The 21,258-nt window shown below is 58.7% G+C and carries 15 protein-coding genes, 1 tRNA gene, 2 rRNA genes and 2 pseudogenes (1 of these 20 running past the window's edge); 12 read left to right on the top strand and 8 right to left on the bottom strand.

The annotated features are described in order from the left end of the window. Window positions 1–58: 58 nt before the first annotated feature. Window positions 59–946 carry a LysR family transcriptional regulator gene (locus CFBP6623_RS21465; protein WP_046802188.1) on the bottom strand — a complete coding sequence of 296 codons (888 nt, stop codon included), beginning with the start codon at window positions 944–946 and terminating at the stop codon, window positions 59–61. A gap of 226 nt (window positions 947–1,172) precedes the next feature. On the opposite strand from CFBP6623_RS21465, the gene CFBP6623_RS21460 reads away from it, so the two are divergent. From CFBP6623_RS21460 to CFBP6623_RS21410, 10 genes are all read left to right on the top strand, one after another. Next, window positions 1,173–1,826 (top strand): hydrolase, encoded by a 654-nt coding sequence (locus tag CFBP6623_RS21460; protein ID WP_046802167.1) that lies wholly within the window; start codon window positions 1,173–1,175, stop codon window positions 1,824–1,826. 241 nt (window positions 1,827–2,067) lie between these two features. After that, on the top strand, window positions 2,068–3,105 hold the full coding sequence (locus CFBP6623_RS21455) for an Atu2307/SP_0267 family LLM class monooxygenase (RefSeq protein WP_046802168.1): 1,038 nt from the start codon (window positions 2,068–2,070) through the stop codon (window positions 3,103–3,105). 31 nt (window positions 3,106–3,136) lie between these two features. Next, on the top strand, window positions 3,137–4,027 hold the full coding sequence (locus CFBP6623_RS21450; RefSeq protein ID WP_046802169.1) for a LysR family transcriptional regulator: 891 nt from the start codon (window positions 3,137–3,139) through the stop codon (window positions 4,025–4,027). A 283-nt stretch (window positions 4,028–4,310) separates the two neighbouring features. Beyond that, window positions 4,311–5,153 carry an alpha/beta fold hydrolase gene (locus tag CFBP6623_RS21445; protein ID WP_046802170.1) on the top strand — a complete coding sequence of 281 codons (843 nt, stop codon included), beginning with the start codon at window positions 4,311–4,313 and terminating at the stop codon, window positions 5,151–5,153. A gap of 122 nt (window positions 5,154–5,275) precedes the next feature. Further along, window positions 5,276–7,018, top strand: a complete 1,743-nt coding sequence (locus CFBP6623_RS21440) for a monovalent cation:proton antiporter-2 (CPA2) family protein (protein ID WP_046802171.1) — start codon at window positions 5,276–5,278, stop codon at window positions 7,016–7,018. A 153-nt stretch (window positions 7,019–7,171) separates the two neighbouring features. Next, complete coding sequence (locus CFBP6623_RS21435) at window positions 7,172–7,846, top strand: response regulator (RefSeq protein ID WP_046802172.1); 675 nt, start codon at window positions 7,172–7,174, stop codon at window positions 7,844–7,846. A 17-nt stretch (window positions 7,847–7,863) separates the two neighbouring features. Continuing rightward, window positions 7,864–9,168, top strand: coding sequence for a sensor histidine kinase (locus CFBP6623_RS21430; protein ID WP_137002568.1), 1,305 nt, complete (start codon window positions 7,864–7,866; stop codon window positions 9,166–9,168). Between the two features lie 149 nt (window positions 9,169–9,317). Beyond that, the gene (locus CFBP6623_RS21425; RefSeq protein ID WP_232370451.1) at window positions 9,318–10,004 is read left to right on the top strand and encodes a type II CAAX endopeptidase family protein; all 687 of its coding nucleotides are present in this window, start codon (window positions 9,318–9,320) and stop codon (window positions 10,002–10,004) included. Between the two features lie 894 nt (window positions 10,005–10,898). Beyond that, window positions 10,899–11,666 carry an alpha/beta fold hydrolase gene (locus CFBP6623_RS21415; RefSeq protein WP_046802175.1) on the top strand — a complete coding sequence of 256 codons (768 nt, stop codon included), beginning with the start codon at window positions 10,899–10,901 and terminating at the stop codon, window positions 11,664–11,666. A 107-nt stretch (window positions 11,667–11,773) separates the two neighbouring features. Continuing rightward, window positions 11,774–12,739, top strand: coding sequence for a zinc-binding dehydrogenase (locus CFBP6623_RS21410; RefSeq protein WP_046802176.1), 966 nt, complete (start codon window positions 11,774–11,776; stop codon window positions 12,737–12,739). Window positions 12,740–12,755: 16 nt separating this feature from the next. Here the strand turns inward: CFBP6623_RS21410 and CFBP6623_RS21405 are convergent. From CFBP6623_RS21405 to CFBP6623_RS21395, 3 genes and pseudogenes are all read right to left on the bottom strand, one after another. Then, window positions 12,756–13,135 (bottom strand): annotated as a pseudogene (locus tag CFBP6623_RS21405) (RidA family protein). A gap of 60 nt (window positions 13,136–13,195) precedes the next feature. After that, complete coding sequence (locus CFBP6623_RS21400; RefSeq protein WP_046802177.1) at window positions 13,196–14,140, bottom strand: pirin family protein; 945 nt, start codon at window positions 14,138–14,140, stop codon at window positions 13,196–13,198. A 664-nt stretch (window positions 14,141–14,804) separates the two neighbouring features. Next, complete coding sequence (locus tag CFBP6623_RS21395; protein ID WP_046802178.1) at window positions 14,805–15,362, bottom strand: TetR/AcrR family transcriptional regulator; 558 nt, start codon at window positions 15,360–15,362, stop codon at window positions 14,805–14,807. Between the two features lie 342 nt (window positions 15,363–15,704). Between CFBP6623_RS21395 and CFBP6623_RS21390 the strand changes: the two genes are divergently transcribed. Both CFBP6623_RS21390 and CFBP6623_RS21385 read left to right on the top strand, forming a co-directional pair. Then, complete coding sequence (locus tag CFBP6623_RS21390; RefSeq protein ID WP_200960476.1) at window positions 15,705–16,502, top strand: alpha/beta hydrolase family protein; 798 nt, start codon at window positions 15,705–15,707, stop codon at window positions 16,500–16,502. 89 nt (window positions 16,503–16,591) lie between these two features. Continuing rightward, the gene (locus CFBP6623_RS21385; RefSeq protein ID WP_046802180.1) at window positions 16,592–17,341 is read left to right on the top strand and encodes an SDR family oxidoreductase; all 750 of its coding nucleotides are present in this window, start codon (window positions 16,592–16,594) and stop codon (window positions 17,339–17,341) included. 239 nt (window positions 17,342–17,580) lie between these two features. Here CFBP6623_RS21385 and CFBP6623_RS21380 read toward each other — a convergent pair. The 4 genes and pseudogenes from CFBP6623_RS21380 to CFBP6623_RS21365 all read right to left on the bottom strand — a co-directional run. Next, a pseudogene (locus tag CFBP6623_RS21380) lies at window positions 17,581–17,748 on the bottom strand (DEAD/DEAH box helicase); the annotation flags it as partial. 192 nt (window positions 17,749–17,940) lie between these two features. After that, window positions 17,941–18,017, bottom strand: a tRNA-Met gene (locus CFBP6623_RS21375). A gap of 226 nt (window positions 18,018–18,243) precedes the next feature. Next, window positions 18,244–18,358, bottom strand: a 5S ribosomal RNA gene (gene rrf, locus CFBP6623_RS21370). A 255-nt stretch (window positions 18,359–18,613) separates the two neighbouring features. Next, window positions 18,614–21,258, bottom strand: a 23S ribosomal RNA gene (locus CFBP6623_RS21365); it runs 241 nt beyond the window's last position.

Here is a 21,258-nt window from a genome sequence, read left to right as displayed (position 1 = left end):
TCCAACACGCGCTCCACGATTGTCATGAATCCGCACGCGGCTCCGCGTCATTCGGGCCTTAGTTTTCAAGGTGTGTCGAAAAGTCTTCAAAACACTCGACCAGCATCTCGGTGAGCACCCGTATCTTGCGTGCGGGGTGCTGCCCCGGCGGCCGGATCACATAGATGCCCAATTTGGGCGGCGGATAGTGCGTCATGACCGGGACCAACGCGCCGGAAGCCAGATGCTCCTTAATTAATTCGTCAGGGACACCGGCAAGGCCAATTCCCGCAAGTGCTGCAGCCACAAGAGCCACGGCATTGTCGGCTTTGAATCGGCCCTGGGGCTTCAGCGTAATGATCTTATCCCCATCCATCGCCAGCCAGGTTTCAGTTCCCTGCATGACAACCTCATGCGTGAGGAATTCCTCTGGCGTTTCGGGTGAACCGTGCTTTTTGATGTAGTCCGGTGTTGCAACATATTTGGCCGTCGTCCAGCCGACGCGTCTTGCAAGCATATTCGAGTCGGCAAGATGGCCAACTCTTATCGCGCAGTCGAACCCTTCTGCAATCAGGTCAACGAACCGATCGGTATAGCTGGCGTGAACCTGTAACTCCGGATGGCGCTGCGCCAGAGATGCGAGCACAGGGGCGAAGTGCGTTGGACCGAATGTGAGCGGAGCTGCTATTCTTAGTCGACCGCGAAGGTCGCCGGCGGGCAATATCGTCTCCTTGGCAATGTCGATCTCGGCGCAGGCTTTTGCAGCGTGTTCCCGGAAGGTGATCCCAGCCTCCGTAAGGGCGGCGCCGCGCGTCGTGCGGGCGAGCAACTGCACACCCAAATCCTTTTCAAGCCGAATAAGTCGCCGGCTGACCATCGACTTGGAAATGCCGAGCCGCCGCGCGGCTGGAGAAACCCCGCCAGTATCGGCAACTTCCACGAAGGTCCGCAGGTCTTCGATGTCCAAATCAACGTTCCTGTATTCACGAAAGACGAGTGCTCGAATCGCTCCGACCGTATCACAAATAGAAGGAACGGGGCCGGCCCTAGCGTTCCTCGTTTCGCGACACAGCTTCACGGGATCGGGCGCTACCGCATCATAAATGAAAATGACACTGTCCATCAAGGCGCCCTCAGAGGCAGTGCGCGCCTGCCGACTTCCCCACGCCTCAACATCAGCAAAGGATGCTTCCATGACCTTTCGTAACGGCCTTGATTCGCTTCTACGACCCGAAGATTCCGTTCTCGTTCTGATCGATCACCAGCCCTATCAGCTCGCAAATCTCAACAGCCACGACCCGCAAGCTGTGGTCAACAGCACGACCGCGCTGGCGAAGCTGGCAAAAGCCTTCGATGTTCCAACCATTCTGACCAGCGTGATCGCGGGGCGCGGCGGACTTCTCTTCAAGCAGATCACCGACGTGTTTCCCGGCCAGGAAGTCATCGATCGCACCTGGGTGAACACCTGGCAGGACGAGAATGTGGTGAACCTCGTCAAGGCGACCGGCCGCAAGCAGCTGATCATCGCCGGCTTGTGGACCGAGGTCTGCGTGGCGATGCCCGTCATCCAGGCAGCCGGCGAAGGCTGGGACGTGACCGTGATCACCGATGCATCGGGTGGGATTTCGAAGGAGTCTCACGAAGTTGCCATCCAGCGCATGATCGCCGCCGGCGCGAACCCGATGACCGTGATGGCGCTCGCTGGCGAATGGCAACGCGATTGGGCGCGCACCGGGCATGTCGAGCAGCTGACCGAGATACTCATCCAGCACTTCGCCGGCAGCGGCATCGCCTACCTCTGGGAGCAGCAGCTTCTCAATACGCCTGTGCCGGGCAAAACCGCCTGATCCGAACCGGCTATCGGGAAGGGGAAGGGCGCGTAACCGCAAGCGCCCTCCCCGTTGCATTCATCAACGCCGGTTGACAGCGAGGCGGAGTTTACATCGATGCCGCAGGCCATTGTGAAACGGCACTGACGGTCGCAAAGGCGACGGCTATTCCGGTGAGAGATATTGGGTGCCGGAGCGGTTGAGCAGCGCCCTTCCCTCGCGGCCACCCCATCAACCAAAGAGTTTCGAAGGAGCCTTCATGGAAATTGGTATCGACAGTTTTGCCGCGATCCTTCCTGATCCGACGACGGGAAAGCTCCCTTCGGCGACCGACCGCATGGCCGATCTTCTTGAGGAAGTAGAGGTCGCCGACAGGGTCGGGCTCGACGTATTCGGCATCGGCGAACATCATCGCGCCGAATTTCTCGATTCCGCACCGGCAATCATACTTGCGGCAGCAGCGGCGCGCACCAGCCAGATTCGATTGACGAGCGCGGTAACGGTATTGAGCGCCGCCGATCCTGTAAGACTCTTCCAGGAGTTCGCGACCCTCGACCTGATTTCCAGAGGGCGCACCGAGCTTGTCGTCGGTCGTGGTTCGTTCGGCGAGGCCTTTCCGCTCTTCGGCCTGGACACACGGGCATATGACGAACTCTTCGCCGAGAAGCTCGACCTGTTCCTGAAGCTTGGCGAGACAAGCAATCCCGTCTGGGAAGGCCAATTCCGCCCGGCGTTGAACGGCCATGGGGTCTTTCCGAGACCACACCAGCCGCGACTGCCATTATGGGTCGGCGTTGGCGGCACACCGCAGTCCTTCGCGCGCGCCGGTGCGCTCGGCCTCCCGCTGATGGTGGCGATCATTGGAGGAACGTTTGAACGGTTTCGCCCGCTCGTCGATCTCTATCGCGAGGCCGGCATACGCGCGGGACACGATCCCGAGAAGCTCAAGGTGGGTGTTCATGTCATGGGCTTCGTCGGCGATACCGACGCGGCGGCAAGGGACGCCTTCTTCCCGGGCTGGGCGCATCTGACGACCAAGGTCGGACGCGAACGCGGCTGGTCGCCCCCGACGCGTCAGCAGTTCGAAGACATGGCGGCCCCCCAAGGCGCCTTCCTGATCGGCGCCCCGGCGACGGTTGCCGAGAAGATGATCAAGGCCAGCAAGGCGCTGGGCGGTCTATCGCGCATCACCTTTCAGATGAGCACCGCCTCTCTGGAAACGGCGGCAATGAAACGCTCGATCGAGCTTCTCGGCACCGAGGTCGCGCCAATTGTAAGGGCTGCGGGAAAGATCTGATCGGGAAACGGAATCGAAGCGGGGTGGCCATATGGATATCGAGGATCTGCGGACATTCGTCGAAGTCGCCGATGCCTGCGGCGTTTCTCCCGCGGCCCGGCGGCTCGGGATATCGAAATCAATGGTCAGTCGCCGCCTTTTCCGGCTTGAGGACGCCCTGGGTATCCAGCTTCTTGCGCGAACGACCCGCGGTGCCGCACTGACGGAGGCCGGGGTTGTATTTCGGGAACATGCGGCGAAGGTTTGCGCCGAAATCGATGCGGCGAAAGACGAGATATTGCCAGTCGGTGATCTTCGCGGGCGCTTGCGGGTCGCCGTGCCACTGACATCGGGGCCGGTGCATTTTGCGCCCGTGCTTTCCCGGATGGCATGGCTTTATCCAAAGCTGCAAATACAGGCCGACTACAGTGATCGCTTCGTGGATTTGATCGCAGAGGGATTTGACTGTGCGATCCGGGTCGGCGCACTGCGTGATTCAAACCTGATCGCGAGGCGAGTTGGTCAGATCTATGGGCAGTTGGTCGCAAGCCCTGACTATATCAAGATGCACGGCTCACCGGAAAAACCGGATGAGATCAGCTCTCATCAGGCTTTGGTGGGAGCTGAAGCGTGGCGGTTCATGGATGGAGACAAAATCGTCACCGTGCAGCCACAGGGACGGTTCAAAACCGAAAACGGAATGGCACTTGCCAATGCAGCCGCGGCCGGGCTTGGCCTCGCATGGCTCCCAGACTGTGTCACGCGACATTATCTTGCTTCCGGCGCGCTCGTACCGGTCATGACCGCATATCCACTGCCCGTCGGCAATGTCCACGTCGTGCGCCCGCCCAGTCCGCATCCGGTACAAAAGGTGCGCGTCCTTTCAGAGTTGCTGATCGAAGCCTTCGAGCGAAATGCGCCTGTTTGGAGTGCAGGGACATGACGGCCTTCACTCGCACGCTGCTCATGTTTCGAATTGGCCTGTCGCGACAAACGACGGCTTACAGCCTGCAACTGAACGACGGGCTTATGCCACGACACCGAGGAGATGCTCTACCGGTCCGGACGCTGCGCCTGCAGCTCGTCGGCCTGGGTTGATCCAATGAAGCGACAAGAACATCCGCGTGCCGATGATCAACCAGAGAAGGCTTCAACGACGATTACTCACCATCGGGATGTGACAACCCGGTCTTCCCATCCGAAAACCTAAGGAAAGCAAAGAAACCATGACGACGATTACAATGCAGGACGGCACCCGGATCTTCTACAAGGACTGGGGTTCGAAAGACGCGCAGCCCATCATGTTCCATCATGGCTGGCCGCTCAGCGCGGACGACTGGGACAACCAGATGCTGTTCTTCCTCGGCAAGGGCTACCGCGTCATCGCGCATGACCGGCGCGGCCATGGTCGCTCCGACCAGACCGATACAGGAAACGAGATGGCCACATACGCGTCCGACGTCGCGGAGCTCGTCCGGGAGCTCGATCTGAAAGAAGCGGTTCACGTCGGCCACTCGACCGGCGGCGGCGAGGTGATCCGTTATGTCGCTCGCAGCGAGCCGGGTCGTGTGTCGAAGGCCGTTCTGATCGGCGCGGTGCCGCCGATCATGCTGGCGACGCCGCGTTATCCCGGTGGCCTGCCGATGCAGGTGTTCGATGGATTTCGCGAAGCGCTACTGCGCAATCGCGCGCAGTTCTTCCTCGATGTCCCAACCGGCCCCTTTTACGGCTTCAACCGCGAAGGCGCCGAAGTTAGCGAAGGACTGATCCGCAACTGGTGGCGGCAGGGCATGATGGGCGGCGCAAAGGCCCACTACGACTGCATCGCCGCCTTCTCGGAGACGGACTTCACCGAAGACCTGAAGGCCGTTTCGCAGCCGGTTTTGCTGATGCACGGCGAAGACGATCAGGTGGTCCCGATCGACGCTTCGGCTCGCAAGGCGATCGACCTGCTGCCGAACGGTACGCTGAAGACCTATCCCGGCCTGTCCCACGGGCTGTTCGCCACGCATCCCGAGCTGATCAATGCCGATCTGCTGGCGTTTATCGAAGGCCGTGAAAAGGCATGAGCAATGGGGGGCAGGCACCCTGCCGGGTGCCGCTTCCCAATATAAATCACGGGCGACGGCTTATCGTCGGCCGCCCCGTCGCCCTTCGATCATGAACAACGCAAAGCAGGAAAGGCACATAGATGGCTGAGGTAAGCCTGGGGCAAACGATTGGACCGGCAGTTGTCCTGATGGGAGCAGCTGTCATCGCTGTGCCGTTGTTCCGCCGGCTGGGGCTGGGATCGGTACTCGGCTACTTCGCCGCTGGCGTTCTTGTCGGGCCATCGGTTTTGGGCCTCTTCACAGACGCCCAGTCCATCCTCCACTTTTCAGAGCTTGGAGTGGTCATGTTCCTGTTCGTGATAGGACTGGAACTGCGCCCGAAGAAGTTATGGGCGATGCGGACCCAGATTTTCGGGCTGGGCCTCGCTCAGGTTTTCGCAGCCACAGCCGTCCTTACGCTGACAGGTGCGTTGCTCCTTGGCCTTTCCGCGACCGTCGCTTTCATCGCAGGAGCGGGCTTTGTCTTGTCCTCAACTGCCGTCATCATGTCAGTACTGCAGGATCGCGGGGAGATTTCGACCGCTGAAGGACAGAAGTCAGTCGCTATCCTGTTATTTGAGGATCTGATGATCGTACCGCTGCTGGCGGTGGTCGCGTTTCTCTCACCACTCTCACATGGAGAGGCAGAATGGACTGATGCCTTCGTGGCCGTTGCGGCGCTGCTCGCGCTTCTCGGCGTATCCCGCTGGGGTCTTAATCCGTTCTTCGCATTGCTGGCCCGCACACACACCCGCGAAGTACTGACGGCAGGCGCGCTGCTCGTCGTACTCGGTGCAGCATTGCTGATGGATGCGGCCGGATTGTCGATGGCGATGGGTGCGTTCATTGCCGGAGTGATGCTCTCGAGTTCGAGCTACCGGCACCAGATCGAAAGCGATATCGAGCCGTTTCGCGGCTTGCTGATGGGACTTTTCTTTCTTGCGGTCGGTATGTCGCTGAACCTTTCGATCGTCGCGGACGAATGGCCGCTGCTGCTGGCCCTTCTGGGCACGTTCACGGTCGCGAAGGGCGCCGTGGTCTATGCGGTCGCGCGTCTGTTCGGTGGCTCAAACCACCAGGCCCTGCATCGCACATCCATGTTCCTTCAGGGTGGCGAATTTGCCTTCGTCCTTTATGCGGCAGCAAGCTCAGGCGGTGTGATCGACACTCGGGAAAACGCGTTGTTTGCCACTGTCGTGATCCTGTCCATGGTGCTGACCCCGCTGCTCACAATAGCGACCGACCTTCTGCTTCGTACGGAAGAGTCGATGGATGGCGTCGATCACGCCCGTGATCTCAAGGGGCGGGTCCTTGTCATCGGGTTCGGACGCTTCGGTCAGATCGCGTCACAAATACCTCTATCGCAGGGCGTCGAGCTTTCTGTCATCGACAGGGACCCTGACCGCATCCGCGATGCCGGACGGTATGGGTTCAAAGTCTTCTTCGGCGACGGAACCCGGCTCGACACACTGCGACACTCCGGTGCGGGGGAAGCCGACGCAATCATGATCTGCGTAGACGATCCGAAGGCCGCGCTGAAGATCGTGGAACTGGCGCAACACGAGTTCACCCAAGCAAAGCTTCTTGTCCGCAGCTACGATCGTGACCACGCGATAGATCTGATCCGCGCCGGTGTCGATTACCAGATTCGCGAAACGGTCGAATCCGCTTACCTATTGGGAGCCGAAGGTTTGCGGGCATTGGGCTACGGGGAAGCCGATATTGAAGATGCCACAATCGACATTCGTCGGCGCGATGCCGAGCGCCTGTCTGAGCAGGTTCATGGGGACATCATGTCGGGCAGCAACCGGCTGCTCCTTCAACCCGTGCAAAAGCCGCTCTGATGATCCGGATTTCTGCGAATGCTCCTGTGAGATTTCAGACATGAACCCGCCAGGGAAAATGAGGCGTACCGGTATTGGGGCATTACAGCTCGCCGGCAAGAGGTTTCACGTCACTGATTCAGGCGCGCCTTCCCGCGTTGCGGGAGCGCCATCATGAGGATACTTCTCATTGAAGACGAGGTCGAGTTCGCCAAAGCCTTACGTAGCGCGCTCGAACGCGACCGTTTCGTGGTTGATTGGGTAACGAGCCTGTCGCTCGCCAGTGAAGCATCACGGTCGCGAGTGCACGAACTCGTTCTGCTCGATCGCACGCTGCCCGATGGCGACGGCCTGAGCCTCATTCCGCAACTGCGGGTCAACACTCCGGGCGTCCCGATCATCGTGTTAAGCGCCCGCGGCGAACTGACCGACCGGGTGGCCGGGCTCGATGACGGCGCCGACGACTATCTGGTCAAGCCTTTCGATCTGGAGGAAATGCTTGCCCGTATTCGCGCGGTTCAGCGCCGTCCGAACGATCTTGCGCCAGACGAGATCGTCATCGGCGACCTCGCGTTCGACATGGCTTATGGCGAGGCCAGGGTGCGCGGCGCGCGCCTAGATTTGCAGCGACGGGAAGTAAGGGTGCTCACCACACTGTTGCGCCGGCGTGGGCGCATCGTCGTGCGCGAGTCCCTTGAGGAAGCGGTCTACGGCTTCGACGACATGATCCAGTCGAATACACTCGATTCCCATATCTCACGGCTGCGTCGGAAACTCAGCGGTGCGGGCGCCGGTGTCGAAATCCATACGGTCAGAGGAGTGGGCTATCTGCTCAGGGAAAAGGATTGAGGCGCCGACAGTCATCATTGAAGACACGCCTTGTTACCGGATACCTCGTCCTTCAATTTCTGGCGATCGCCGCTACCGCCGTCGGTTTCATCGTCTTTTTCGTCAATTCCTCGCTCGACGGGATGTATGTCGAGGAGATCATCGTAAAAGTGGCCGCAGATTCGATCGTTCGTGATGCGACCGGAACCGCGGTTGTGGAAGTGACGCCGGAGCTGGCTAAACTTCGAAACGAAACGCCGGCCATCTGGTTCGCGGCCCGGCTTGGCGACGGCAATACGGTTACCTTTGGCCGGGTGCCAGCGGAGTTCGCCTCCCTTGTTGACCACCTCGACAAACTGGCTTCCGCGGACATGCGCGGGCAGTTCGCACCATTCACCCTTTCCGCCATCGTGCGACAGGCATCCGGTCCCATAGGTGACATGAAGATCATCGCGCACGGTCGGGTCAAACCTTTCACAGCGCTGATCACGTTGGCGTCGAATATCGTCGCCATCACCATTTTCCTGACCCTGGCGCTCGTCTCCATCGTCGCGACGCCAATGATCGTCAAGTGCGCCCTGGCCGGCGTCATCAAGACCGCGGAGGAAGCGCAGGGGATCGATGCCGAACGTCGCGGTCTTCGCCTTTCCGAAGACAAGGTGCCGCGTGAAGTCGGCCCGTTGGTTCGCGCCTTCAATGAAGCTCTAGGTCGCCTTGATGAAGGCTATGATCGTCAGCACCGCTTCATCGCATCGGCAGCCCATGAGTTGAGGACGCCGATCGCAATATTGCGGATGAAGATCGACGCAGCGAAAGACAAAGGCATGCGTTCGCTTTTGCCGGATGTATCTCGACTTGCGAACCTCTCGGAGCAACTGCTCGATCTTCATAGATTGGACAATGGCACGCCGAGCGACCGGACCGACCTCGTCGTCCTCGCGCGCAGCGTCGCTGGAGACATGGCGCCGATGCTGATCGCGTCGGGGAAAACAATCGAAGTTGTTGTCGTGCAACCCGGTTCTATCATGGGCAACGCCGGATCGATCGAACGTGTGCTCACCAATCTCATACAAAACGCGGTCGAGCACGGCGGCGACAAGGTCGTTGTGCGGATCGGCGGACCCGTGTTGGAGGTCGAGGATAATGGTCCTGGCATTCCGGGGGAGGAACATGAGCGTGTATTCGAGCCATTTCATCGGCTTCGACCGCGCTCATCCGGCACTGGCCTGGGTCTCGATCTGGTGAAGCAGGTCGTAATCCATCACCGCGGCAGCGTCACCATAGCAACGGCGTCCAGCGGGGGAACAATTATGCGGTTGAAATTTCCCGCGGTTCGGGACTGACCCCCAGCCAATGCTAAGGCAATGTTTCCATGCACAGCTAACCGGACGAAGCGATAAATCCGGCTGATGGTTGTTACATGGTCCACACCACGATTCGCATCTGCCGTGCGCGGCACCCCGACAGGCGCCCTCTGCGATAGGTGAGGTTAATGATGACTGTAGATGATCGATGGGCAAGACCCGGCTGGCCGGAAATACTCATTGGACTCGTAACATACGTGCTTCTTCTTTCTTTCGGCGTGCTGATGGGATTTCTCCCGGGAAACGACCCTGTTCTTATGGGAATTATCGGCTCGACAGCAGGGGGAGTCGTCGGCCTCGGCGCCTTCGCCGCAGCATATAGCCTCCGAATACGGAATCTACGCCCATTCGGCTTCAAATCAGTCTCGCCTCGCTGGCTGATGATCGCGGCAGGAACGGGCATCGTCGGCTATGGCCTCAACCTGATCATACAGTTCGCGTATCTGGCCCTGTTCGGAACCGGCGATCCTCAGGGCATCCTGCATGCGGCCGCGCGTGGTGGCCCGCTTCCGTTTTTCTTGTCCTTGCTGGGCGGCGCCATCTTCACACCCTTCTGCGAGGAAATCCTGTTCAGAGGTGTCGTTGCGAATGCACTCAACCGCTACGGCGCGTTTGCGGGCGTCGTTCTGAGCGCGATCATATTCGGACTGGCGCATGGCGTCAGAGTGATCCTGCCCATTGCGGTCATGGTCGGCCTTCTGGCCGCTATCCTTTTCCGGGCAACCGGATCGATCTGGCCCTGCGTCATCCTGCACTGCGTTTATAACGGGATGAACAGCATCGCGTCAGCGTCCGGCTTCGCACCGATGCAGTAATAACGCACCGCGACGGCTGAGAACCGCAACCGGGCTGTCAGTGAATCCTCTTCGAATTCGGACAATGTTGCCGCAACGTTGGCCTGTTTTTTGAGGCCACGGGGCCGTGATGACGGGCTTGCGGGGTACCGCTCCGCCTTGCTCGTGTCGCCGAAGACGCATCCAACGCTCATTTTTCAAGGAGATCAACAGAATGCTGCTACGTCCTTCCGTCGAACATCGTCGGTCTACGATAATCATATTCTCCATAGCCCTGATCGGCCTCGCTGCAACAGGGTGTGTCTCCGCCGAAGAACGGCAGTACAGGGACGCGAATACCTGCCAGAGCTTTGGGGCACCCTACGGGTCCCGCGCTTATGCGAACTGCATGCTGGAACAACAGGCGCGGCGCGACAACGTGCAACGGGAATCACTCGAGCGGACCCGCTTGACCCAAGAAATCGCAAGAAACGCTCAGGATATGGCCGATCGCGCCCGCTGGGACCGCTGCAGACGCGATTCCGACCGGCGCGAGTGCCGTCGCTAGGAGCAAACCTCAGCAGTTGCAGTGATGCGCCAGCGTCGCATACCGAGGCTCAATAACTGTGCTCGCTGCCATACGTGCTGACGAATGCATAGTGCAGCGTTCCGGTTTCAGCGACACAGCTCCTCATAAAAAAGGACTACAGAAACTCGCGCGGAAACAATAAAAATCATGCCTCCACGGCAGCAAAGGATCTGACGATGACTGCTTGCACCAGCTCTGGTCTGCCGCGCTCGTCGACATCGGTCAGTCTTATCTGTCCGCAGATGTCCACTAAACGAGAGCCGGACCGCCTCCGACGCCCAGCTTCGTCCGCACCTCGGATTCTCCGTCCGAGAATTCATAAAACCAGATATGAGTAGGAAGTGATCATGCTCAAGCTTGCTGCAACGGTTGTTATTGCGACCGCCCTTCTGTCCGATACGGCTATCGCCCAACCGGTCAAGCCCACTATCGTCCTTGTTCATGGCGCGTTTGCTGACTCGTCAAGCTGGAATGGCGTCATCATCAACCTCCAAAAGGACGGCTATAAGACGGTCGCTGTCGCCAATCCGTTGCGGAGTGTCTCGAATGATGCACGCCTCGTCTCCGACGTTGTCGGAAGCATCGAGGGCCCGGTGGTGCTCGTTGGTCATTCTTACGGAGGCCAGATTATCTCCAACGCTGCGAATGGGCACAACAACGTCAGATCACTCGTCTATGTGGCTGCCTTCGCACCGGATTCTGGCGAATCTGCATCCGATCTCGCGGGCAAGTTCCCCGGCGGCACGCTTGGGGAGGCGCTCGCGGCCCCCGTCAAGCTCACTGACGGCGGCGTCGATCTCTACATCGACCAGACCAAGTTCCGCAACCAGTTCGCACACGACGTTGCGCCAGAGGCCTCGGCACTAATGGCCGTTGGCCAGCGGCCAATCACTGAAGCCGCCCTGACGGACAAGTCCGGCGAACCGGCCTGGAAAACGCTGCCGTCCTACTTCGTCTATGGCGACAGCGACAAGAACATTCCGGCCAAGGCGCTTGCCTTTATGGCAGAGCGTGCAGGCTCCAGGCGGACGGTCGTAGTCGAGGGGGCATCGCATGTCGTGATGGTCTCGCATTCGAAGGTTGTGACAGATCTGATCGAAGAGGCTACGAAATAAGCCTGCTTTCGGTCGATATCCGACCACCGTTGCGCGTATTTCCACCCGTGGCACGATACGCAACCAGCTTCAAAATCTGATCGAATGCTGAATTGGGGAGTATCACATTGAAAGCTGTTACAGTTTCGAAGACAGGTGCAGAAACTCACTTCGTTCTTGCCGAACACACAGAACCTGGGGCCACGCCGGACGAGGCAATCGTCGCGGTACGAGCGTTCTCGCTGAACAACGGCGAGGTTCGCGGTGCACTCTATGACGGTAACGATGGCGATCGACCCGGATGGGATTTATCCGGCGTGGTCCAGACGGCCCCTGAAGGATCGGGTTTCCAACCGGGTGATCGCGTGGTGGGCTTGGTATGGAGCGGTGGCTGGGCAGAACGTGTCACCGTGCCGACAAGCCGGCTTGCCAGAATTCCCGACGACGTCAGCTTTGAAGCGGCCTCGACCCTCCCTGTCGCAGGTCTGACCGCAGCCGTAGCGCTGCAGAAGAAGGCGATTGGTCCGGGAAGCCGTGTTCTCGTCACGGCGGCGACGGGTGGTGTCGGAATTTATGCGATCCAGCTCGCAGCGGCTGCAGGCGCCCACGTGACGGCCTTTACGCGGGATGGCTCGACAGCGGAATTCCTGCGCAGCCTTGGCGCGAACGATATCGCGATCGGCGTCGAGGCCGGCGAGAAGGGTGGGCCATACGACCTCATTCTGGAGGGTGTCGGAGGCTCGCTTCTGGGCGAGGCGCTGATGTGGCTGGCATCGCGCGGTGTCTGCGTTCTTTTCGGCGATGCTTCGGAGGAAACACTCACGACCTTTGACGCCCGTCGCTTCCGCCTTCAATCCGGTGGAGCATATGGCGGAACGGTTCTCTACGGCTTCTTCCTCCTCGAGGAGCTGACCCGGCCGGAGCACGCCGCCGATGCGTCGGCCATTCTTGCCGATCTTGCGCGGCGGCTGTCCGATGGAAGTCTCCGTCCGGTCATCGGAAAGACTGTACCTTGGGCCGACATCGACGCGACGGCCCGCGAACTTCTGAAAAGAAAGTTCGCGGGAAAGGCTGTCCTTACAGTGGGCGGATGAGGAAAAGCCTCGGGACTTAATTGCTCTCCGGTATGCGTGCAATCACCTTGATCTCGAAATCGAACCCAGCCAGCCAGTTTACTCCGACGGCAGTCCAGTTGGGATAAGGCGGCTTGGTGAAATTCCTCTGCCTGACGTCCATGATCGTTGCGAACTGGCTGTCCGGGTCCGTGTGGAACGTTGTGACGTCCACGAGATCGTCGAACGTGCAGCCTTCAGGTTGTCGAAGGCCAGTTGAACCTGGCATTCGAAATCAGGTTCGGGTGTTCCATCGCCGCGGCTGCCGACTTGCCCCGAAACGAAAAGAAGATCGCCCGATCGGATCGCTGCCGAGTAGCGATGTTCTTCGTAAAGAGCGTGTCTGTTGACCGGAAAGATGGCCTGAGGTTTTGTCACTTCTTGTTCTCTCTTAATTGTTGTCGATGGGTATGTTAGCCAATCTGGTATCACATTCGATCACTTCAGCTGTTCGGGCAGTGGGATGAACTCGGCCTCATCGCCGGGTGGTAGACGGAAGCGACCATGCTCCCAGTCGCCCTTGCGCCAGGCCTCTTTCGCGGCGTCGATTTTTTCCTGCGACGAGGCGACGAAGTTCCACGAAATATAGCGTGGTCCATTCATTGTCTCCCCGCCGAGCACCATTAGGCGCGCGCCTGCCTCGCCCGCGGTCAGGCTGATCCGATCCCCCGGACGGAACACCATCATCTGTCCAGCGGCAAACGGAGTTCCGGCAATCAGGATGCTGCCCTCGACGACATAAACACCGCGATCTTCGTGATCGTCGGGCAGCGGCAGCTTTGCGCCGGCGGATAGAATGACATCGGCATAGAAGGTCTCAGTGAAGGTTTTGACCGGGGCCTGCGCGCCCCAAGCCGAGCCGAGGATCAGCCGGACCTGCTTGCCTTCATCCTCGATGAACGGCAGCGCCTCGCGGCCGTGATGCTCGAAACTGGCCGCAGTGTCTTCCGCGTGATCCGGCAGCGCAACCCAGGTCTGGATTCCGAAGGCGGTGCCAGGACGGCTGCGCATCTCTTCGGTGGTGCGTTCGGAATGGGTGACGCCATTACCGGCGATCATCCAGTTCACCTCCCCGGGGTAGACCATCTGGTCGGCCCCGGTGCTGTCGCGATGATGAAATGCGCCCTCGTAAAGATAGGTCACGGTCGCCAGCCCGATGTGCGGATGAGGGCGTACATCGATGCCACCGCCAGTGAGGAACTCAGCCGGTCCCACCTGATCGAAAAAGATGAAGGGACCAACCATCTGCCGTTTCGGAGCGGGCAATGCACGGCGCACTTCGAACCCACCCAGATCGCGGGTGCGCGGGATGATGAGGGTCTCGATTGCATCGAGACTGCCAGTCTCAGGGCATTCGGGGTTCTGTGTGGGATTCCAGCTCATGTCATGTTCCTTCGCTCAAACTGGCAATAGAGGCCGCCACAGGTGGCGGACGATTTGGGGGTTGCTCACCGATATTGAAGTCATTCAGCAGTCCCCGATCCAGCGCGCCTGCGTTTGTGACAGGTACGTGCCCGCACTGGCGCTCGATCCAGCTATCGATGACAAAGCCTCCCACGACCCGGCCAGGATCGGCCACGTTTTTCCAGACGCCCCAACGGATTGCCGCGCCACGCCGATTGGAAGCGCCAGATCCCGGCGGCGAACTCGGTGACCACATCTTTTGGCAGGCACAAACCGCTTACGACAGTGCTTCAAAGGACAGTGCTTCAAAGGACAGTGCCATTTATATTTATGTTGCGGTAGCGCCCGTTCACGCGAAGCTGTGTCGCGCTAAGGGGAACGGCAAGTTCCGCAAGTCGACCTTGGGAGCGTTCGAGGTACACCTCGATTGGCGGAGTTACTTTCTCGCCGCGTTTGTTCGTCGATTACGTGTGAAATGCTTGGGCGGTTCGGCGATCCTTAAAAAGACAGCAATGGGGTGGAAACCAGCAAGGCTTCTCTTGGAAGGTGAGCACCGAAAGCATCCATCGGCGAGAGTCGTTTCCCCCGAGAGGCGATGGAGTACCGGTATCGGCCCTATCGAGCGTCTTCTTGGCAGTCGCGGCTATTTCGCCTTCGCCGCGCCATAACGCAGGCCATCCAGCAGCAGCATGAGCATTCGTTCGGTGTGCGCCGGCCCATCCTCCCCCGAGGCCACGGCAAGGTTTCCGATCGCGCGCAGCAGATCGTAGGGCGCAATGTCAGCTCGGACTTCTCCCGCAGCGGCAGCAGCATTCAGCAGCATTGACAGAGCCGGTTCAAATCGGCTCCGGAAATAGTCCGGCAAGGTGGCGAATGCCGGATCGCCGGAATGAAGCGCCGCGGCCAATCCCTGTTTGGTGGCGAGGAAGTGCGTATAACGCTTCAGCCAGGCTGCCAGCGCATCGGCTGGCCCCTGCTCAGCGGCAAGCAGCGCTGCCGCATCGGCGCAGGCATCAACCTCCCGGCGAAACACCGCGGCCACCAGGTCAGCACGCGTCGGGAAACGGCGGTAGAGCGTACCCAGCCCAACGCCCGCCTGCGTCGCAATCTCCCGGATGGGAGCATCCACCCCCGAACGAGCGAACACGATTTTGGCGGCTTCCAGAACTGCTTCCTCGTTTCTGCGAGCATCAGCACGCATTCGCGGTGCGGGTACTTCGGCATCGCCAGGAGCCGATGATGGGGCCTCGCCTGCATTGCGGAGTTTGGTCGACAACATTTTTGCGATCACCTCTTGATAAACGGATCAATGATCCGTATTTATAGTATAGCGGATCATTGATCCGGATTTATAGTATAGCGGATCATTGATCCGGTTTCCAGTTCGGAGGTTAGCAGTCCCATGTCCAGCCCGTGCGCAGAAACCCGCGCGCCCACTGCCGGATTACCCGCCATTGTTTCGATCTCTCCCATTACTTTACCGTCGCCGGGACGAGGCGTTGACCTGCACGTTCGGGTTTCCTTACCGATCTCAGGCCACACGTTGCCCATCATCATCTTCTCGCACGGCAATGGCCAGTCGTTTCATGCCTATGGCCCCCTTGCTGATTATTGGGCAGCACATGGCTTCGCCGTAATCCAGCCGACACATCTGGATTCGCGGATGCTCGGCCTTGCCGCGAACGATCCTCGCCGCCCCCAACTCTGGCGCTTCCGTGAGCAAGACCTAGCCACCGTTGTCGGCGGGCTCGATCGCATAGAGAACGGAGCATCGCTGATCCAGGGGCGGCTCGACCACTCGCGTATCGCGGTCGCCGGCCATTCATGGGGCGCCCAGACCGCCAGTACCTTGCTTGGCACCACCCATCCCGATCCCGACGACGGATCGGTAGTCGACAGGAAGGACCACCGCGTGAAAGCGGGCGTGCTGCTGGCACCGCCAGGCAGAGGCGATGGCCTGACCGAATATGCAGCCCGTACCTACCCATTCATGTATCCAGATTTCTCGACCATGACGGCGCCGACCCTGGTCATCATCGGCGACCGTGATGTCGGCAGGCTTTCGACACGTGGCGCCGAGTGGTGGCGTGATGCCTACGATTTGAGTCCCTCACCCAAGGTATTATTTACGGCCTTTGGCGGCGAGCATGCTCTTGGGGGCATCCCCGGTTACGAGGCACGCGAGACAACAGACGAACGGCCCCGGCGGGTCGCCGCAATCCAGCGCCTTTCAACCTCCTTCCTCCGCAGCACGCTCTATCCTGGCGACCCCCCATTTTCGGAGACGGTAGCGGCGTTGGCAGCGGATTCTGCGCCGGAAGGCAGCGTCGAGACGAAATAAGACGCCGGACACGCCTTCTCCGCCCCCCATAACACGTATCCACCCCTTACACGGTCGCCCTATAGCATCGCCACAAACAGGAGTTTCAGATGAACACCATCCTCATCACCGGCAGTTCGTCCGGCTTCGGACTTGAGACTGCCCGCTATTTCCTTGATCGCGACTGGACTGTCATTGCCACGATGCGCACGCCTCGTGGGGATCTATTGCCCGCATCCGAACGGCTGCGTGTCGTTGCACTCGATGTTACCGACGCTGCCAACATCGCTCGTGCTCTGGATGAAGCAGGGCCGATCGACGCCCTCGTCAACAATGCCGGCGCCGGTCTGATGGGTGCGCTGGAAGGCGTGTCGATAGACGCAACACGCCAGCTTTTCGAGCAGAACACGTTCGGCACCATGGCGATGTCGCAGGCAGTAATGCCCGGCTTCCGGGCGCAAGGGGCGGGCGTGATCGTCAATGTATCGTCCGCCGTGACGCTCAAGCCGTTGCCAATGTTGTCCGCTTATACGGCAAGCAAGGCAGCCGTGGAGGCATTCAGCGAAAACCTTGCCTTGGAAATTGAACCGTTCGGGGTGCGCGTGCGGCTCGTCACTCCCGGTCGGGCGCCAGAAACCTCCTTTAGCGCGACCGCCCGCGATCGCTCGCAGAACGGCATACCGGCAGCCTATGCCAGCTGGGCGAAACAGGTGTTCTCGGCAACGCCACCGCAGCCGACCGAAATCACCACTGCGAGCGACGTGGCAAGAGCGGTCTGGCAGGCCGTGACCGATGCCTCCTCGCCGTTTCGCATCCCAGCGGGCGCAGATGCCGTAAAGCTTGCCGCACAGGTCGTATGACGGCATACTTCTGCCCTTTCACCGGCCGGGCCCTTCGATGATATCCGGCCGTCCCGCTCGGAAGAATCCAATGGACCAATGCGCTCCGTCATCCCAACTTCATTCGCGCCTAAGAGACACTGAGCGATGACGAGCAACTTGGTTCCATGACGCGAGCGCCGATCAACTCCCGTTTTGCGCCTGTTGGTTTAGGAGTTTGTGTTTTGCGGCGGGGATTTAGCACCGACGCTCGTAGCTGTGCGGGCAAGCGCCGGGATCTGGTAACAAAGCGACTTTCCTCCGCCCGTCGGCATGAGGACGAAGGCATTGTTTCCCGCCATGACATGCTGGATGATATCGCCCTGGCGTCCGCGGAACGTGTCATAGCCGTAAACGGTCTTGAGTATCTGCAACGGGTCGGCGGTCACGGCGGCTTTCTTCTTCGTTGGATGATTTGCGCATCATGGCCAAATCCGGATTTATCGCAATCTCGAAAGGCTGAATCGGCCACAGAAAGAGAGACAGATTACGACTCAGATGATGCATAGGCATTTGAGGGCTTAGAACGCAAAAGCCCTCCGATGAGGAGGGCTTATTCGTTTGATAAGTCTTGAAGATTTTGGTTGCGGGGGCAGGATTTGAACCTGCGGCCTTCAGGTTATGAGCCTGACGAGCTACCGGGCTGCTCCACCCCGCGTTACCAGTGTAAATCCCTATGGGATTTATCGCGACTGCATCACAGGGAAGCTGTGATGCCTACTGCCGGAGCAAATTGCCGAAGGCGATTTGTCTCCTGTAAGGGACGCACGAGGCGTTTGCCTTATGTTTTAAGTCCCGGAACGACAAAAGGCCGCTATTAGCGGCCCTCTTGTATCGGCTGGGCCGAAGTTTGATTTGAGAAGATTTGATGTTGCGTTTTGCAGACCTGGCAGCGACCTACTCTCCCGCGTCTTGAGACGGAGTACCATTGGCGCTGGGGCGTTTCACGGCCGTGTTCGGAATGGGAACGGGTGCAGCCGCCCCGCGATAACCACCAGGTCGGCAAAACGCAACATTGATCATGTTTTCACATGAGTGTTGTTTCGAGAAGCTGGGTGGCATTGCCACTTTTTATCTTAATTACACGTCTTTCCGTGACTGGTCCGTTTGCCTGCCTTGCTCGAGATCGAGCGTGGCAGCCATACAGGACGCTAGTCCGTCGCGCCTTTTGGCGCGGCCCGTCCGGAGCCCTTCGGGCGTCAGGACAGAAGAATGATGTCATCGAACTTTGTTTGATGAACATGAACAATGGGAACGAAGAAGTCGATCGAGCTATTAGTAACGGTAAGCTTCACATGTTGCCATGCTTCCACACCCGTCCTATCAACGTGGTCGTCTTCCACGGCTCTGATAGGGAACACTCGTTTTCAGGTTGGTTTCCCGCTTAGATGCCTTCAGCGGTTATCCATTCCGTATATAGCTACTCTGCTATGCCCTTGGCAGGACAACAGATCCACCAGAGATACGTCCATCCCGGTCCTCTCGTACTAGGGACAGATCCTGTCAATATTCCTACACCCACGGCAGATAGGGACCGAACTGTCTCACGACGTTCTGAACCCAACTCACGTACCGCTTTAAATGGCGAACAGCCATACCCTTGGGACCTGCTCCAGCCCCAGGATGCGATGAGTCGACATCGAGGTGCCAAACAACCCCGTCGATATGGACTCTTGGGGGTCATCAGCCTGTTATCCCCGGCGTACCTTTTATCCGTTGAGCGATGGCCCTTCCACACGGGACCACCGGATCACTATGACCGACTTTCGTCTCTGCTCGACTTGTCAGTCTCGCAGTCAGGCGGGCTTATGCCATTGCACTCGACGACCGATTTCCGACCGGTCTGAGCCCACCATCGCGCGCCTCCGTTACTCTTTCGGAGGCGACCGCCCCAGTCAAACTACCCACCATACACTGTCCCGGATCCGGATAACGGACCGCGGTTAGACATCCACGAAGATAAGGGTGGTATTTCAAGGATGGCTCCACAAGAACTGGCGTCCCTGCTTCAAAGCCTACCACCTATCCTACACATGCCTTGGCGAATGCCAGTGTAAAGCTATAGTAAAGGTGCACGGGGTCTTTCCGTCTGACCGCAGGAACCCCGCATCTTCACGGGGAATTCAATTTCACTGAGTCTATGTTGGAGACAGCGGGGAAGTCGTTACGCCATTCGTGCAGGTCGGAACTTACCCGACAAGGAATTTCGCTACCTTAGGACCGTTATAGTTACGGCCGCCGTTTACTGGGGCTTCAGTTCAGAGCTTGCACCCCTCCCTTTAACCTTCCAGCACCGGGCAGGCGTCAGACCCTATACGTCGTATTGCTACTTCGCAGAGCCCTGTGTTTTTGATAAACAGTCGCTACCCCCTGGTCTGTGCCACCCCATCATAGTTGCCTAAAATGGGGTCACGCTTCTTCCGAAGTTACGCGTGCAATTTGCCGAGTTCCTTCAACATAGTTCTCTCAAGCGCCTTGGTATACTCTACCTGACCACCTGTGTCGGTTTCGGGTACGGTCTATACGGTGGAGCTATTTCCTGGAACCTCTTCGCCGCACATTCAATCCAATAAGAATGTACAACACACGAGATCCGTCACTACCACCAGGCCCACGAATATTAACGTGGTTCCCATCGACTACGCGTGTCCGCCTCGTCTTAGGGGCCGGCTAACCCTGCTCAGATTAACTTTAAGCAGGAACCCTTGGTCTTTCGGCGAGGGAGTCTCTCACTCCCTTTATCGTTACTCATGTCAACATTCGCACTTCCGATATCTCCAGCAGCCCTCACGGGTCCGCCTTCACAGACTTACGGAACGCTCCGCTACCACATGCCTTACGGCATATCCTCAGCTTCGGTGCATGGCTTTAGCCCCGTTACATTTTCGGCGCAAAGACCCTTATTTAGACCAGTGAGCTGTTACGCTTTCTTTAAATGATGGCTGCTTCTAAGCCAACATCCTGGTTGTTTTGGGATCCTCACATCCTTTCCCACTTAGCCATGACTTGGGGACCTTAGCTGGAGGTCAGGGTTGTTGCCCTTTTCACGACGGACGTTAGCACCCGCCGTGTGTCTGCCGACTAGTACTCCTCGGTATTCGGAGTTTGGTTAGGATCAGTAAGACGGTGAGTCCCCATAGCCCATCCAGTGCTCTACCCCCGAGGGTATTCGGTCGACGCTCTACCTAAATAGATTTCGCGGAGAACCAGCTATTTCCGAGTTTGATTGGCCTTTCACCCCTAGCCACAAGTCATCCCAATCTATTGCAACAGATACGGGTTCGGCCCTCCAGTTGGTGTTACCCAACCTTCAGCCTGCTCATGGCTAGATCACTCGGTTTCGGGTCTAATGCAACTAACTCAATCGCCCTATTCAGACTCGCTTTCGCTGCGCCTACACCTACCGGCTTAAGCTTGCTAGTTACACTAAGTCGTTGACCCATTATACAAAAGGTACGCCGTCACCCTTGCGGGCTCCGACTGTTTGTAGGCATCCGGTTTCAGGTTCTATTTCACTCCCCTCGTCGGGGTGCTTTTCACCTTTCCCTCACGGTACTTGTTCGCTATCGGTCATGCACGAGTACTTAGGCTTGGAGAGTGGTCTCCCCATGTTCAGACAGGATTTCACGTGTCCCGCCCTACTCAAGGACAATGACTGTTCTACGCGTAAGGGGCTATCACCCTCTATGGCCGACCTTTCCAGATCGTTCCGCTTTATTCATCATTGCCACTGGCCTGGTCCGCGTTCGCTCGCCACTACTTGCGGAGTCTCGGTTGATGTCCTTTCCTGCAGGTACTTAGATGTTTCAGTTCCCTGCGTTCGCTTCTTACCCCTATGTATTCGAAAGTAAGATACCTTATAACAATGCTTGGAAACCTGTTCAGTTCTGTCCTCACGG

Source organism: Agrobacterium tumefaciens, assembly GCF_005221385.1.
Classification (GTDB): domain Bacteria; phylum Pseudomonadota; class Alphaproteobacteria; order Rhizobiales; family Rhizobiaceae; genus Agrobacterium; species Agrobacterium tomkonis.
The sequence above is the reverse complement of the archived record's forward strand: the minus strand, read 5'-3'. Positions and strand labels throughout refer to the sequence as shown.